The sequence below is a fragment of the Nocardia altamirensis NBRC 108246 genome (assembly GCF_001612685.1).
Lineage (GTDB): Bacteria > Actinomycetota > Actinomycetes > Mycobacteriales > Mycobacteriaceae > Nocardia > Nocardia altamirensis.
Genome location: NZ_BDAY01000109.1, coordinates 18628 through 34019, shown reverse-complemented (window position 1 = coordinate 34019; position 15392 = coordinate 18628). Strand labels below are relative to the sequence as shown.

General features: G+C 68.1%; 13 protein-coding genes. 3 read left to right on the top strand and 10 right to left on the bottom strand.

Annotated elements, in window-relative coordinates; translation table 11 throughout:
- Window positions 1-196 precede the first annotated feature (196 nt).
- From NA11_RS39930 to NA11_RS39895, 8 genes are all read right to left on the bottom strand, one after another.
- The gene (locus NA11_RS39930) at window positions 197-1177 is read right to left on the bottom strand and encodes a 1-aminocyclopropane-1-carboxylate deaminase/D-cysteine desulfhydrase (RefSeq protein ID WP_069167304.1); all 981 of its coding nucleotides are present in this window, start codon (window positions 1175-1177) and stop codon (window positions 197-199) included.
- A 2-nt stretch (window positions 1178-1179) separates the two neighbouring features.
- A complete protein-coding gene (locus NA11_RS39925) occupies window positions 1180-1803 on the bottom strand; it encodes a QsdR family transcriptional regulator (RefSeq protein WP_069167306.1) in 624 nt (207 codons plus the stop codon).
- Between the two features lie 64 nt (window positions 1804-1867).
- Window positions 1868-3664, bottom strand: coding sequence for an acyl-CoA dehydrogenase (locus NA11_RS39920; protein WP_069167303.1), 1797 nt, complete (start codon window positions 3662-3664; stop codon window positions 1868-1870).
- Window positions 3665-3707: 43 nt separating this feature from the next.
- Entirely contained in the window at window positions 3708-4730 is a 1023-nt protein-coding gene (locus NA11_RS39915; protein WP_069167302.1) for a GAF domain-containing protein, read from the bottom strand.
- A gap of 133 nt (window positions 4731-4863) precedes the next feature.
- The gene (locus tag NA11_RS39910) at window positions 4864-5988 is read right to left on the bottom strand and encodes a CaiB/BaiF CoA transferase family protein (protein ID WP_069167301.1); all 1125 of its coding nucleotides are present in this window, start codon (window positions 5986-5988) and stop codon (window positions 4864-4866) included.
- 179 nt (window positions 5989-6167) lie between these two features.
- Complete coding sequence (locus NA11_RS39905; RefSeq protein WP_141718126.1) at window positions 6168-6533, bottom strand: hypothetical protein; 366 nt, start codon at window positions 6531-6533, stop codon at window positions 6168-6170.
- Window positions 6530-7444: a GNAT family N-acetyltransferase gene (locus NA11_RS39900; RefSeq protein WP_069167299.1), complete on the bottom strand. Its 915-nt coding sequence runs from the start codon at window positions 7442-7444 to the stop codon at window positions 6530-6532. The genes NA11_RS39905 and NA11_RS39900 overlap by 4 nt, the downstream gene beginning before the upstream one ends.
- A complete protein-coding gene (locus NA11_RS39895) occupies window positions 7441-9084 on the bottom strand; it encodes an AMP-binding protein (RefSeq protein ID WP_069167298.1) in 1644 nt (547 codons plus the stop codon). Before NA11_RS39895 ends, NA11_RS39900 begins: the two co-directional genes overlap by 4 nt.
- Window positions 9085-9203: 119 nt before the next feature.
- Between NA11_RS39895 and NA11_RS39890 the strand changes: the two genes are divergently transcribed.
- Entirely contained in the window at window positions 9204-10373 is a 1170-nt protein-coding gene (locus NA11_RS39890) for a hypothetical protein (RefSeq protein ID WP_069167297.1), read from the top strand.
- A 56-nt stretch (window positions 10374-10429) separates the two neighbouring features.
- Here NA11_RS39890 and NA11_RS39885 read toward each other — a convergent pair whose 3' ends face one another.
- Complete coding sequence (locus NA11_RS39885) at window positions 10430-10912, bottom strand: phosphotransferase (RefSeq protein ID WP_069167296.1); 483 nt, start codon at window positions 10910-10912, stop codon at window positions 10430-10432.
- Window positions 10913-11154: 242 nt separating this feature from the next.
- Between NA11_RS39885 and NA11_RS39880 the strand changes: the two genes are divergently transcribed.
- Together NA11_RS39880 and NA11_RS39875 are read left to right on the top strand one after the other, a co-directional pair.
- Window positions 11155-11559 (top strand): TetR-like C-terminal domain-containing protein, encoded by a 405-nt coding sequence (locus NA11_RS39880; RefSeq protein WP_069167295.1) that lies wholly within the window; start codon window positions 11155-11157, stop codon window positions 11557-11559.
- A 12-nt stretch (window positions 11560-11571) separates the two neighbouring features.
- Window positions 11572-12492 (top strand): CE1 family esterase, encoded by a 921-nt coding sequence (locus tag NA11_RS39875; RefSeq protein ID WP_084655491.1) that lies wholly within the window; start codon window positions 11572-11574, stop codon window positions 12490-12492.
- A gap of 3 nt (window positions 12493-12495) precedes the next feature.
- Here the strand turns inward: NA11_RS39875 and NA11_RS39870 are convergent, their stop codons facing one another.
- Complete coding sequence (locus tag NA11_RS39870) at window positions 12496-15315, bottom strand: ATP-binding protein (RefSeq protein WP_141718124.1); 2820 nt, start codon at window positions 15313-15315, stop codon at window positions 12496-12498.
- Window positions 15316-15392: the final 77 nt, after the last annotated feature.

The window sequence follows — 15392 nt, the reverse complement described above, 5'->3', positions numbered from 1 at the left end:
CACCGCGGTGAGCGCGCCCCGCCGCCAGCCGAGGTAGGCCGCCACCGCGGTGGCCGCGAGGACGAGGACATCGAGCCAACTGGGCAGGTGCACAGCTAACACCCTCGCCCATGCGCTGCCCGTTCACAAGGCTCGATAGTGCTGGGCAAGGGACCGGATTCCGATCATGCCGATTCGAATGCGGCGGTCTGCGGGACTATCGAGGCCCGTAGGTGTTGAGGAACAGCACCGGGCCCGCCCCGAACTCGCCTGCGGTGTCGAGGTGCAGCAGGGCGGCCAATGCCTTAGCGGTGTAGACGGTTTCGAGCCGGAGGCCGTCCTCGGCGGCGAGGGCCTCGGCCTCGCGGGCGGCCGGGGTCGAGTGACCGTAGCCGGGGCCGAGCCAGTCCTTGGTGATCGTCAGGTCGCTCGGACGCAGTTCGACCGGCTCGAATCGTGCACCGCGCGAACGCAGCAGCCGTTGCGTGCGGTCGGCCAGGCGGACGATACGCGGCGCATCGAGGGGGAGTGCGTCGTTGACGACGACGCCGACCACCCTGGTGCGTAGTCCGGCCAACCGCAGGCCGAGGACCAAACCGGCTGCGGTGCCACCGGATCCGACGGCGGTGACGAGGTGACTCGGTTCGGGCACGGCGCCGGCGGCGACCTGCTCGGCGAGCTCGTACGCGGCTTCGACGTAGCCGAGCGCGCCGATCGGTGACGAGCCGCCCGCAGGCAGGAAGTACGGCAGGCGGTGGCGCAGCAACAGCCAGGGCACGGTGCGGACGGTGCGCGCCTTGGTGCCCGTGAAATACAGTGTGGCGCCGGAGTTCTCCAGTCGGCTCAGCTGCTCGCGGACATGGTCGTCCAGCGGCTGGTCGATAAGCGCGAGGACGGTGTCGATGTCCTCGTCGCGGCCGTACAGTGCGGTGGCCAGACCCCAGTTGGTCCCGGTGCCGCCGACAGTCAGAATGGTCCGCTTGCCACGCCGATGTGCCTCGGGCAGCAGCCATTCCAGCTTGCGGATCTTGTTGCCACCCCAGCCGCCGTCGCCGTATGTCCCGTCGTCCTTGCACCACAGCGGGACTCCGGTGCCGACGTCCAGTGCGTGAATCGGTGTCGGCGCGGTCCCGAGTCGCCGAAACCCGAGCGTCTCGACGAGGGCAGGAAAGCGCTGGTGCAGCAGTGGTTTCGACATGCTCAGCGGTCCGCGTCGCGGATGACCGTCTCGGGGATCCCGAGTAGCGCGGCCTGCACCTCGTGCAGCCGGTCGACGTCGCCGCGGATGCCTGCGACGTTGTCGTTGTAGAGGAAGGCCTCGCCGAGCCGGACCAGGGTGTAGGCGAGCAGGCCCGCCTCGACCGGCGGAATGTAGGCGTCTTCGCGTTCGGCGCGAGCGATGAGCTCACGCACCGCCGTGACCACCAGCGGCTGCACCGGCCCGTCGCTCGCGGTGAGGATGCGCAGCCCGGCCAGCGGCTCGTTCTCGAAGTAGCGGCGGAACGGCTCGTTGTCGACCATCCAGCGATTCACCCGGTACAGCACGTCGAGGATGCGCCGGGCGCCGATGGAGCGGCGTCTGGCGTCGGCCCTGCTGAGCAGCGCGGCAAATTCGCCGGCGAGCACCGCGCCGAGCACGCCCTCGCGGGAGCCGAACCAGCGGTAGACCGAGGCGCGGCTCAGTCCGAGCTCGGCGGCGATTGCTTGGATGTCCACCCGCTCACCGGCCAGGAATGCCCGGCGCGCGAGTTCGATGACCTGTTCCCTGGTCGCCGACGCCGGTCGTCCTGGTGGGCGCGTGGTGCGTTGGCTCGGGGTGGTCATCGCAAAATGATACATCGTTCGGCTCATGTACCGAACCGAACCGGGTTTGCCGGCGGCGGCTCGGTCAGAACCAGGCGTCGCGCATCTCCAGCGTAGTGGTGTCGAGCCGGGCGAGCAGGTCCAATCCCGGTGCCGTCTTGGGCAACTCGAACCGGAAGAAGTAGCGCGCCGCGTGCCGCTTGCCGTCATAGAAGTCGCCGGAGTGCCCGTCGGCGGCCAGCAGCTGCTCGAGCCAGATCCAGGCGAGCACGGTGTGGCCGAACACCTCCAGGTAGACCGAGCTGTTCGCCAGCGCCGCAGCGATATCGCCGGAAGCGAACAGTCCGGCGGTCACCTGCACCAGCCGCTGCCACGCCGAATCCAGCTGCGCGGCAAGCTCGCTCGCCTCGCCGCCGACGGCGCGGGCCGCGTCCACCGTTGCCTGCACCCTGGCGCCGAGCGCGATCAGGCCGGCACCGCCCTGCTGGGTTACCTTGCGGCCGAGCAGATCAAGGCCCTGGATGCCGTGGGTGCCCTCGTGGATCGGGTTGAGGCGGTTGTCCCGGTAGTGCTGTTCGACGTTGTACTCGCGGGTGTAGCCGTAGCCGCCGAGCACCTGGATGGCGAGGCTGTTCGCCTCCAGACACCATTGCGACGGCCAGCTTTTGGCGATCGGGGTCAGGATGTCGAGCAACAGCGTGAGCGACTTCGTGTCGTCCGCGTTGTCGGCGGTCCGCTGTTCGTCGACCAGCTTGGCGCAGTAGAGCACCAGTGCCAGTGCACCTTCCGCGTACGACTTCTGGGCCAGCAGCATGCGCTTGACGTCGGCGTGCTCGATGATCGGGCGCTGCGGGGCGGTCGGGTCCGCTGGCAGCTTCGCGCGACCCTGAGCGCGGGTGCGCGCGTAGTCGAGGGACTCGAGGTATCCGGTGTAGCCGAGCGCCGTCGCGACCAGGCCGACGCCGATGCGCGCCTCGTTCATCATGTGGAACATGTAGCTGAGCCCGCGATGCGGTTCGCCGACCAGATAGCCGACGGCACCGGCCGCGCCGTTCGGCGTCCAGCGGCCCTCGCCGAAGTTGAGCACCGTGTTCACGGTGCCGCGGAAGCCCATCTTGTGGTTGAGCCCGGCGAGTGCGACATCGTTGCGTTCGCCGAGCGCGCCGTCCTCGCCGACCAGGAAGCGGGGCACCACGAACAGCGAAATGCCCTTCGTGCCCGCCGGACCGCCGGGGATCTTCGCCAGCACCAGGTGCACGATGTTCTCGCCGAGCTCGTGGTCGCCGCCGGAGATCCACATTTTGGTGCCGAAGAGCCGGTAGGTGCCGTCGTCCTGCGGTTCGGCCTTGGTGACGATGTCGGCGAGCGAGGAACCCGCCTGCGGCTCGGACAGGCACATGGTGCCGAAGAAGCGCCCGTCGAGCATCGGCAGGACGAACCGCTCGGTGAGCTCGGGGCCGGTATGGGCGAGCAGGAGATTCGCGTTGGCGACGGTGAGGAACGAGTAGCCTGCGGTGCCGGGGTTGGCGGCCTGGAACCAGGCGTAGGCGGCCTGCGCGACGGTCACCGGCAGCTGTGCGCCGCCGAGCTCGTAATCCATTGCCGCGGCGGGCAACCCGGCCTTGGCGAAGGCGTCGAGTGCGACGCCGACCTCCGGAATGATGGTGACGCGCTCGCCGTCGAACGTCGGCTCGTTCGCGTCGTTCAACTTGTTGTGCGGCGCAAAGTATTTGGTCGCCAGGTCCGCGCTGAGCTCGAGGATGGCGTCGAACGTCTCGCGCGAATGATCGGCGTACCGATCGCGTTTGGTGAGTCCCTCGACGTCCAGCCATTCGTACAGCAGGAATTCGAGATCGCGCCGAGAAAGTAGCGTAGACCGCATCGCCCGTCCTTTCGAGACATTCACCGACTAGCGTATCTTACGGTCACTCTCCAGCGGTGAGTCCTGGGTTGCCCGACCCAGGCCTGGTGATCTCGACCAGGGCGGTGGCGATTTCCGGGGTATGGGTGAGCACCAGCCGCTTGGCCTCCACGTCGACCTCGAGCCACCCGCCGCTGGTATCGCGCAGCCGCACCGTCCCGGTCGCGGGGCCGTACTGCACGGCACGGGCGATCTGCCTGGCGATCGAGAGGTCGTCCGGGTGCAGCGCCGGATCGTGCGCCGGGTCGCCGGTGAGTTCCCAAGCCACGCCGGGCATTTCGGCGCCGAGCCAGCGATAAGCGGTCAGCGTCTTCAAGTCGACGAGCGCGTAGTAGACATCGGGGCCGCCGTCGAGGTCGGCATCGACGAGCGCCTCGGCGAAGGTGCGCGGCGGCAGCGGCGCGTCCTCGTCGTAGCCCTCGGTGATGTCGTGCGTGAGGCCGTGCAGGAACCGCTGGTTGCCGACCATGCCACCGCGCGCGGCCCAGTTGATGTCCCTGCGCACCTGATCGTCGCGGGTGATCTGCCAGGTGCTCTGATACACCAGGCTCTGGTCCGCCGACAGCGCCGCGGCCAGCGCCTCGGCCGGATCCTCCGCGGCGGTGACATGCCGCAGCGACGACACCCGCGAAATCTCGGTCCTGCGCCGCTCCGGCGGGACCGCGTAGAGCGCGTGCAGTTCGTCGGTGGCCAGCGCGGTCATCTTGTCGAGATTCCAGTCCCAGGCACCCGAGCGCGTGCGCGGCGGCACCTGGTCGTCCAGCGTGCCGATCCACAAGCGGACCCCGTGCACCATGCCGAGCACATTGGCGATGGGCTCGGCGATGACGTGCTCGTCACGAGAGCGGGAGAACTCCTCCCAGCGCTGCCCGGTCGCCCGCACCTGACTGATCGCCAGCCGCGCCGTATGCAGCTGCTGCGCGCCGAGCGCCGTGTCGAGCGGCTCCAGCCCGATCGGCGTGCGCCCCACCGCCATCACGGTTGCCTCGTGACGGATGCATTCGATCAACAGCCACTCCCCGCGCATGACTATCAACGGTACTGCACGCGTTCGGGTTTCGAACGGAAGCCGGGCACTGCTGAGCTGCTGGTTCACCGACGTCGTCCTCCTGCACAACGGGCTGGTGTGCCGGACCGAATTGCCGCGAAATGCGGCTGCTTCAGGGTGTGGTGACGTGATCGATCCTCGCGGCGTCGACGCCCCACCCGGCCAGCAGCTTGCGGACCTGATCCGGATCGGCCGACAGTGGAGCAGGCGTGGCGGCGGGCGTGCGGCCGAAACGCGGGGCCGGCGCAGGCTGGCGGACACCATTGATCTCGATGAAGGCGTCGCGGGCCTGGTTGTGCGGATGATCGGGGGCTTCCCACGGCGAAAGCACCGGGGCGACACAGGCATCGGAGCCCGCGAACACCTCGGCCCATTCGTCGCGGCTGCGTTCCTTGAACTTGGCGCCGAGCACCTCTTTGAGCTGCGGCCAGCCGTTCTTGTCGAGTTGGAAGGGCAGGTCGGGGTCGTCGATGCCGAGGATGGCCAGCATCTGGTTGTAGAACGGGATCTCGACACAGCCGACCGCGAGATATTGGCCGTCGGCGCATTCATAGGTGTCGTAGAACGGCGCGCCGCCGTCGAGCATGTTCTCCCCGCGCGGGAAGTTCCACAGGCCGAGATGGTGCAGCCCGTGCATCGAAGCCGTGAACAGGGCGGAGCCGTCCACCATGGCCGCGTCGATCACCTGGCCCTTGCCGGAACGCTCACGTTCGAAGAGCGCGCCGAGGACGCCGAGCGCGAGCAGCATGCCGCCGCCCGCGTAGTCGGCGAGCATGTTCGCGGGCGGCACCGGTGGCTCACCCGCGCGGCCCGCGAGCCCGAGCGCGCCGGAGATCGCGATGTAGTCGATATCGTGCCCGGCAGTATGGGCCAGCGGGCCCTCCTGCCCCCAGCCGGTCATCCGGCCGTAGATCAGGCGCGGGTTGCGGGCGGCCAGATCCGCGGGGCCGATGCCGAGCCGTTCGGCCACACCGGGCCGGAATCCCTCGATGAAGACGTCGACGTGCTCCGCGAGCGCGAGCAAGGTGTCCCGATCCTCGGGGACCTTCAGATCCAGTGTGATGCAGTGCTTTCCACGGTCCAGCGGGCCTTCCGGTGACACGATGCCCTCGCCGGGTTTGCCGCCACGGTCCACCCGGAGCACCTCGGCACCGAGATCGGCGAGGATCATCGCGCCGAACGGACCCGGTGCGAGGCTGGCGACCTCGATGACTTTCACGCCGTGCAGTGGTCCCATGTCTCCGCTCTCTGTCGCACTCGACGGTGGCATGCGGCCATGGCCGAACCCCGCCCGTCGGATCGGTCACTCCGAGGCTAGGTCCGCGCGCTGTCTGAGCCAATGACCGGCGCGCTCGAAACACCATGACCGCAGCGCTCATGACGAATCCCGGGCTGCCCCGGGATTCGCCCGCATACTCACCCGCACTTGTACGTGCCGTGATAGGCGTCTTGAATACCCCAGGTGACGCGGTCGTGGCGGCCCGCAGCAGTGTGCCGGCAATCCATGTTGGGTCCTTCCTTGTCGACGAACCAATTGACCCCGTAGTCGCAACGGTTCGTGACATCGAGCTTGTTCTGGCGCCAATCGGTCGAGTGCCGGACATCGACGCACGGTGGCAGCGGCGTCCGGTCTCTGGCAGCCTCGAACATCAACGCGGAGAAGGGATCCGGTTCCACTGCTGGGGCATCCTCGGCAGCCGCGCCGACTGGCGCGAGCGCTGCGGCGGCGATGCCGAGACTCGATGCGCCTGCGAGCATTCCGCGGCGAACAGGTGATTTCATGACGGTTTCCTCTCATTGCACGCCGAGGTCGGTTCCTCGGACGTCTGGTCTGCGTAGATCGCGCAGACGTACTGGTCCCAGTAACGCCCGGCGTAATAGACGTGGTCGCGCAGTCGACCCTCGACCTGGAAGTACCGGCCCTCGCCACTGCTCAGCTGCGGCCAGTTGAATCCTGGAACCTCCAGATAGAGTTTGCGAAAGGGGAAGGTATGGAACAGATATCGGACGAACAGGCCGATCACCTCGGCGGCCAGCCCGGTTCCTGCGTACCTCGGCTCGAACACGGCGCCGACATAGGCGTGGCTGCCGGTGCGATCGGCGCTGTAGGCGACGACATGCCCGGCAGGTTGGTTGTCATCGACGCGACGCACGAGGTACTGCGTGACGACTTGTGTCCACAGCTCTTCGACGAAGCGTTCGGGTGCAGGCGGCACCCCGCGGTATCGCCAGCGGAAGCAGTTCTCCGGACGAACCGCGAGCGCATAGAGGTACTCGGTGTCGGCGGGTTGGAGGGCGTCGAGTCGAAACACCGAGCTCGCAAGGACGGGGGCGAGCGGATCGGACGGCGGTGGCGCCAGTTCGGGGACCTGGTGCGGGCCTGACGATGCCGTGCCCGCGGCGCGGATCGTGAGTTGAACGGGTTTGTCCGCGACGGCGTGCGCGAGCGACAGCACATCGCCGACGGTGCCGCGCCGTCCTTGATCGGTCTGCATGCGCACGCCGTGCGAGCCGAGCCACACCGACACGGTCATCATGGCGAGACTGTCCGCACCGAGGTCCGCAACCAGCCGAGCGGTGTCCGGAAGGGCCGCGGGATCGTGGTGCAACAAGTCCGCGAGTTCGGCGCGCAGTGTTTCCCGGTGTGCCGTAGGCGCGGCCGTGCCGACGCTGACCCGGTCGATTGTGGTCACGGGAACGTCCTTTCCTGGGATCTGTCCAGTGCTTGCGCCGCGTAGCGGCGGCGCGCCTCGGCGCGGCGCAACTTCCCCGACGAGGTTCTCGGCAGCTCGCCGGGCGGCACGACAACGACGGCATGCGGACGCAGGCCGACGCGGTCGAGAACGGCCGCGACAATGCTGCGGCGCAGCTCGTCCGTGCCGTCGCCGTCCGCCTCGGCGGCGATCACGAGGCTGTCGCCGAGGTCGCCGGGTATCCCGAAGGCGGCGACCCGACCGGGACGAATTCCTGGAGCCCGAGCCGCCGCCGCCTCCACGTCTTGGGGAAAGATGTTGCGGCCGCAGGAGATCAGCACGTCCTTCGCCCGCCCGCACACGATCAGCTGTCGATCGTCGGTCAGATAGCCGATATCACCGGTGCGCAGCCAGCCCTTGCCGACGACGGAGGGACCGCGCACTTCGATGTGGCCGACGGTTCGTTCGGGGAGCGGCTCGTTCGTTCGCTGGTCGACGATTCGTATCGAGGTGTCGCGCACCGCGGGACCGAGCTTCACCAGGTGCCGAGTGCGCGCGCCCGGTGCTGCCGGCAGCGCGCGCCCGGTCGATTCCAAGACAAGCGCATCGACCTCGTCCACGCTCACACCGGCGCCGAGGAGCGAGATGGTCACCGCGACAGTGGCTTCAGCGAGTCCGTACGCAGGCGTGACCACCGCCGGGTCCACACCGCATCGTCGCGCCGCGGTGGTGAAGCGCGCCATCGTGTCGGCGTGTACCGGTTCGCCGCCGCTGATGAGCAGCCGAAGCGAGCTCAGATCGAGCGGCAACCCGCGGGCAAGGACACGAGTCATCAACTCGTATGCGAAGTTCGGCGCGCCCGACACCGTGATCCGGTGCTTCGCGATCGCCTCGAGCCAGGACACCGGCCGTCGAGCGAATGCCATCGGTGATTGCAGCACGAGCTCGCCGCCCGCCGACATCGGCAGCACCAGGAAGCAGATCAGGCCCAGGTCGTGATAGAGCGGTAGCCAGCTCAGCACGCGGTCGGTGCGCGTGCCGCTGCCGTACTCGACGGCACCGCCGATCGCTGTGAGGTTGGCGGCCAGGTGCGCGTGCGATATCGCGATGCCGCGGGGGGCTCGCGTGGATCCACTGGTGTACTGCAGCACCGCCAGGCTGGCGGGGGCGATCCGGCGCGGTGAGCTCGGATCGACGGTTTGGGCGGCGGTGACGAGAGCAGCGAGCGTCATTGCTCGTCCTCGCACGTAGTGCGCGGCGGGCGCGGTCCGCCCATCCGCGACGACGAGGTCGAGCCGAGCGTCGGCAATGATCGCGGCGACGTTTCGGCGGTGCTCGTCCGGTGCGCCGGGCGCGAAGGCGGGCAGTATCGTCACCGCCGCGCCGACCAGCCACACGGCCTGGATGGCCGCGATGAGATCGATGCTCGTGTCACCAAGCACACCCACTCGCCGGTTCGGGCCGATTCCCTTCGCGCCCAACACGGTTGCCATTCGGCGAGCCTGCTGGTGCACCGCGGACCAGGAGATGGCGGTCCCCGCGTCATCCTCGTCGAGCATGGTCACTGTGGCGTCGCCTGCGTTCCTGGCGATCGCGTCGACCACGGTCGGTGCGTCAAACGCGTTGGCACTCCTGTGCATTGTCGAACTCCGTCCGCTCGGCGGTGGTACCGATCCAGCATCGGGTAGTCGGCGCTGGTGACCGGATATTCTGGACAACTTTGGACGGAGCTGGTCACAATACGACCAGGGAGGTCCAGATGGCCGATCCGCTGCACGAATTGCGTGTTCTCAAAACCCAATTGCGCGAACTGCGTTGGACCACCCAGGCCGATTCCCTCAAAACGCTCGCTCGCGCATCGGGCCGTGGACCAGGCACCAGGGGTGGTATCAGCAAGGCCACCATCGGCAACATCATCAATCCGGACAACCCGACCATGCCGCGGTGGGAGACCTACGAGATCTTCATCGACACCTGCCTACGTCTCATCGATAAGGCCGGGGTCGAGCCACCCGCAGGCGGCGGAGATCGCCGGACCTGGCGGCTGCGCTATATCCGGACAAGAGACGCCCTCGGCGAGCACAGCGGACTGAACGATGTCGTCGACGACGCGGCGGCCGAGGAACCGGCAACCGTGGGTGAGTCGGCGGTCGCCGAAGATGATTCGGTCCGTGCGGAAGTCGGCTCCGCGGTGCGGCAGCGTCGCAGGAGCCGCCGGCCGCTGTGGCTGACGGCCGCAACCGTGCTGGTCGTCGTGCTGGTCGTCGTCGGATGGCAGGTGCGGGACGACGAGGAACCTGAACCCCGCAGTGCCCGAGCGGAACCCCAGTCGTCGTTCTGCGCGGAACTGGGCGGGCGGTTGATGGTGGAGGACAGCTTCGACAACACGGACACAGGCTGGCCGCACACCGCCGGGCACACCGAGTACGTCTCCGGCGCATACCGTTTGACGGCCGTCGCCGGCACTCAAATCGTCCATGCCATCGCGCCCGTCCCCGCGTCGACGAATACGTGTATGGAAGCCGTGGTGCGGCTCGAATCGGGATTGGGCGGAGTCGGGCTGACGTGCCGGGGCGAGCCGGGACTCTTCGCTCGTCGCTACCTGTTCACGGTGAGCAGTACCGGGCATTGGGGTATCTCGATGGGACAGCCCGCCGAGTCCAGGGTTGCCGTGCTCGCCGCACAGGACAGGCTGGCCGGACTGCACGTGGATCAGGCGACTCGGATCGGTGCCTCGTGCCGCACTACGATCGACGGCGCTGATTTGGTGATCAGCGTGAACGGCCACCGACTGCGGTACCTCGATACCCAATCACCGCTGCCCAGTGGGACTTTGGGGGTGGTGGGGTGGACGTGGCTGATGGATCCGGGTGCCAGCTCCAGTTCGCTGATCGAGGAGATCCGGATCTGGGAGCTGCCTTCCGGGTAGCAACACACAGCTGACCGGCCTGGCGGTAGGCACCCGGCGCAGACGAGTGTCAAGTGCTAGGGCCCTTCGCTGAGCAGCGGATCCAGCCGCGCGACGGCCACTGCAGACAGGTCGCCGATGCCGAGGACGACCTGGATCCGCAGCAGCGCCAGCGCCATCAGGACCGCGCCGAGGATCTCGTTGAAGCGCAGCCGCCGCACCGGCCAGCCGGTCGCCGCCTCGTACCGCGCGATAGTCTCCTCGCGGCTCGGGGTGCCTGGCAGGCGCGGAATGCTCAGGTACTCGCTGGACACCCAATCGGTGAGCAGCAGCCAGGCCAGGTCGGCTTCGTGGTCGCCGAGGTAGCCGATCTCCCAGTCGAGCGCGCCGAGCACCGAATAGTCCGGGCCGTACAGCACATTCGACAACCGGGAGTCGCCCCAGCAGAGCGTCACATGGTCGGGGTCGTAGCAATGGTCGCGCAGCCAGGTGATCGCCCGCTCGATGGTCGGCGGTGTCCATCCAGCGCACAGTCGGCGCCGGAATATCCGTCGCGGCAAGCCGTTTCATCACCAGGAACTGACGGCGCAGGTCGTAGTCGGGGAACATCGGCGTCGCCGGCGGCCTGCGGAACACCAAGCCGAGCGGCTCGTCGGCGCCTTCGACGCCGTCGAGCGCCAAAAGATAGGTCTCCGTGCTGAATCCGCGCTCGGCCCGATGCCATTCGACGATCGTCGCCCGGTCGGCCTTCGGCATGCGTTGCCGAATCACCTTCTCTACGCGCGAGGGGAGTTGTTCCGGTGTGGGCAGTGCGGTCATCGCCGAAACCGACGACCTGCACGCCGACCTGGTCGCCTGGGCGCGGGTCTTCCTCCAGCGCACCGCCGAGCCTGCCACGCGGGCCGCGCTCCCCGGACTCATGTCCGCCTATCACCGGTCCCCGGACCGCTATCGCGCGCTCCAGGACCGCGCGGACCTCCCGGTCCGCAAGGCGCTCGCCGAACGCATCGCGTCGGCCTTGCCTGCCGACGAATCCGGCACCGCCGACCTGGTTTTCGACATCCTGGTGGCTCGCTCCCTGGTGCGCGGGTTGATCCACGGCCTCGACGACGCGGAAACCTTCTGCACACGAACGGCTGATGCGCTACTGGCAATAATTTGTGCGGCGGGCCGACCGCGACCACCCACGCGGAAATCCACACCGTGACATCATTTCTCGATGAGGCTTCGTGGCGTCGCTGCCGTCGCCGTTATCGTGTTCACCCTCGGTGCCGCCGCGTGTGGGAGCTCGGATCCACCGCAGGCAGCACCGAGTTCGGCTCCGCCGCAACAGACTACCACCGCGCCGCCTAAGCGCGTGGCCGTCGACCAGCCCGGTCCGGGGGACCAGCAGGTCACGCTGGACTTCGGTGGCAGGCAGCGCACCTATGTCGTGCACGCGCCGCCCGGCTACAACGGCAGCGGCGCGCTGCCTTTGGTGGTCGCGATGCATCCCTGGCCCGGTGACGCGGCGCTGATTGCCGAGACCACGGGCTGGAATACCAAGGCGGACAAGGAAAACTTCCTGGTCGTCTATCCCGAAGGCTACGACCGCAGCTACAACGCGCTGTACTGCTGCGGCAACGAAGACGACGTCGGCTTCATCAAGACCGTGATCGCCCGCATGACCACCGAGTGGAAGGCCGACCCGAAAAGGGTCTACGCCACCGGCATATCGAACGGCGGCGACATGTCCATCAAACTCGCCATGGAACTGCCTGCCACCCTTGCCGCGATCGCACCGGTGAGCGCGGGCTTCAACGGTCCCAAAGTGACAGATCTGTCCTATCGCCCGGCCACACCGGTATCGATGATCACCGTCCTCGGCGGCAAGGACCGCAATATCGCCCTGTTCGAGGACGGGCTCAAAGCCTGGCAGGAGCGAATCGGCTGCTCGCAGGCCGGAGCACCGACGACGCTCGAAAAGGGCATTACCGCAACAGCATCCACGTGCTCGGACGGTAGCGCTGTCAGCGTTTACCGCATCCCCGACATGGGACACTCCTGGCCGGGGCCGCGCCAGGGCAGCATGTCCGATCCGAAGGCCGGGATAGACGCGACCGACGTGCTGTGGGAGTTCTTCAAAACCCGCACGAGGTAGCCGCTACTGATCGTCGGTATCCAGCAGTCGGTGCGTGTGCGCCGCGGCGGCCGCCTCGGTCCTGGTGGCGACGCCGAGCTTGGTGAGGATGCGGGAGACGTGCACGCCCGCGGTGTTGCCGCTGATGAAGAGCTCCGCGGCGATCTGCCGGTTGCTCAATCCCTGTGCGACAAGACGCAATACGTCGCGTTCCCGTGGCGTGAGGCCGAAGGTGCTCTGGCGTTCGGTGGCGGGTGCCGCGGCGCGATCGACGAGGGTGAGCCCGGCACGGTCGGCGATCGTGCGGACCGTGGTGGCCAGGGGAGTGGCCCCGAGATCGGCCGCGATGTCGGCGACTTCGCGCAGTAGCGGCTGCGCGGCGGTCCTATTGCTCGCGGCCAGTTCGGCTTCGGCGGCGCCGAGGAGGCTGCGGCCCAGTTCGTAGGGTTGGCGCAGACCGCGCCACGCGGCGACGGCGTCCTGCCACGCACCGGGTCCGCCGTGGCGAGTCGCGAGGAAGACCGCGCGATGGGCGGTGTCGCCCGCGGTGGTAACCCGCAGCGAATTCGCGACGCTGTCGAGATCCGTTGGCAGGTCGGCGATCCTGGCCACGATGGTGAGCAGCGGCCACACCTCGTGATGGTGGGCGGGCAGGTCGTCGATCGACAGCGCCTCGGCGGCGAGCTCGGCCGCGCGCTGCGGCTGCTCGAGGTCGAGCGCGATCGCGCACTGCACGGTACGCAGCAGGATCTGATACTGCCGTGCCCACGGTCCGTCGCTGAGCAGAGCGGCGGCGCGGTCGGCGCTGGTGCTCGCGGCGGTCGAATCGCCCTGTGCCAGTGTAATTCTGGCATGGGAGAGCAGCAGTGCGGCCTCACTCAACGGCGGCAGCTGCTCGGTCAGCGAATCATCGATGAGCTCGAGTGCCTCGCGCCACCTGCCGAGCGCGATCAGCGCCTGAGACCATTTCACCAGCAGGATCGGCGCTGCCTCGGCGAACCGGAACGTCTCGTGCGCTGCCCGCAGGCCTTGTTGGATCGCCGCGATAGCCGCCGTGTGATCACCGGCTGCGACCAGGGCCACCGACTCCCACAGCACCACGGTGACCAGCGACCGTGGGTCCGCCGCCGCGGCATGCGCCTTCGCGAAATAGGCGACGGCGGTCTCGGATCGCTCGGCGGTGGCAAGCCCGAGATAGGCGTAGGCGCGGGCGGCCAAGACCGCGGCGCCGAGCTCCTCGGCCACCTCGACGGCGGCCAGCGCATCGCGTTCGGCGCGCGCGGTCTCGCCGCCGAAGACGTGGACCGCGGCGAGCTCGGCGAGCACCTCGCCGCGCAGGACGGTCGGTGGTCGGTCCGTCAGTAAAGTCAAGGCGCTCAACAAATCACGATCGGATCCACCGCTGCTGTGGTTGTTCAGCACGGCTCGCTGGTACAGCAGCCGGGCCGCGCGCTGTGGCATGCAGTCGGTGTCGATCAGCCGCAACGCCTCGTCGGCGGCCGCGATACCTCGATCGACGAACCCCGCCTGATAGCAGGCTTCGACGATCTGCTCGAGCACCGCGAGCCGTTCGGCACCGATCCGTGCCTGCGCGTCCGGCACCGCATCCCAGAGTTCGAGCACTCGATCGAGGTGGCGCAGCTGCTCACCGTACGCGCCGGTCGCTGCGGCGGCCGCCTGCCATGCGGCGCTCAGCGCGAGTGGTGAATCACCCGCGGCATACGCGTGATACGCCAGCTCGCCCGCCCAGTTGTCGGTAGGCGATTCGCTGGCCTCGGTCAGCGCATGGGCGAGCTTGGCGTGCAACAGTTTCCGCTGCACCGGCAACATCTGGTCGTAGACGGCGTCGCGAATCAAGATGTGCCGGAATTCGTATCCGGTGTCCTGTGCGGTGAGCACCTGGTGATCGATCAACTCCCGCAGCGCGCCGTGCACCGTGGTCTCGTCGAGTTCGGTGGCGGCGGCGAGCAGCGCATGCCGCACCGTTGCTCCCGCGACGGCCGCGAGCTGGAGCAGCGCTCGGGTTTCCGGAGACACCGCGGCCTGGAAGCCGAGCAGCAGCTCGGACAGATCGTCGGGCGTGTCCTCGGGCGAGCCGCTGAGCGCCTCGACGAACAGCGGAATTCCCTTACTGCGCACGAAGATGCGCGACACGGTCCCCGGCTCCGGTTCCCTGCCGAACAGTGCGGCGAGCTGCCTGCCCACCTCGTGGCGGGTCAACGGTTGCGGAACGACAAGGCGCACACCGGGATCGCGGCGCATCGCGGCGACGGTCCGGCGCAGGGCCGGGGATTCGGCGGGGCGATAGGTGCCGATCAGCAGCAGATCGCGTGGCGCGGCGTTGGCGACGAGGAACGCGAGCAATTCCCGGCTCGAATCATCGGCCCAGTGCAGATCTTCGAGCACGACCACCACAGTTTGCCGCGCCGCGAGTTGTTCCAGGACAGTGAGGATCTCGCCGAACAACCGGATCCGATCGGTCTCCGGTTCCGCCGAGCCCGCCTGCGCCGCCAGCTCGGGCAGCCATCGCGACAGTGCGGGACGGGCCACCGGCAGCACCTCGGTCAGCCGTTCCACCCCGAGCTGGCGCACCAGCGCACGCATCACCGACACGAACGGCGCGAACGGCATCCCGTCGTTGCCGAATTCCGGACAGCGACCGGTCACCACCACCGCGTCCGCATCGAACCTGGTCGTGAACTCGGCGACCAAGCGTGACTTGCCGAGACCGGCTTCACCGGCCACGAGCACGGTATGCACCGCCGGATCTCGAGCGGCGTCCTGCAACGCCGACATTTCGGCAGCCCGTCCGACAAAGGCACCACAGACGGGAAAGCTCACCACTCCGCGATCATGCACGTACCGCGCGGTCTGTGCCAAGTCGGCGGCACTACCCCGTAAAGAGGTAAAGCCGTCGAAGA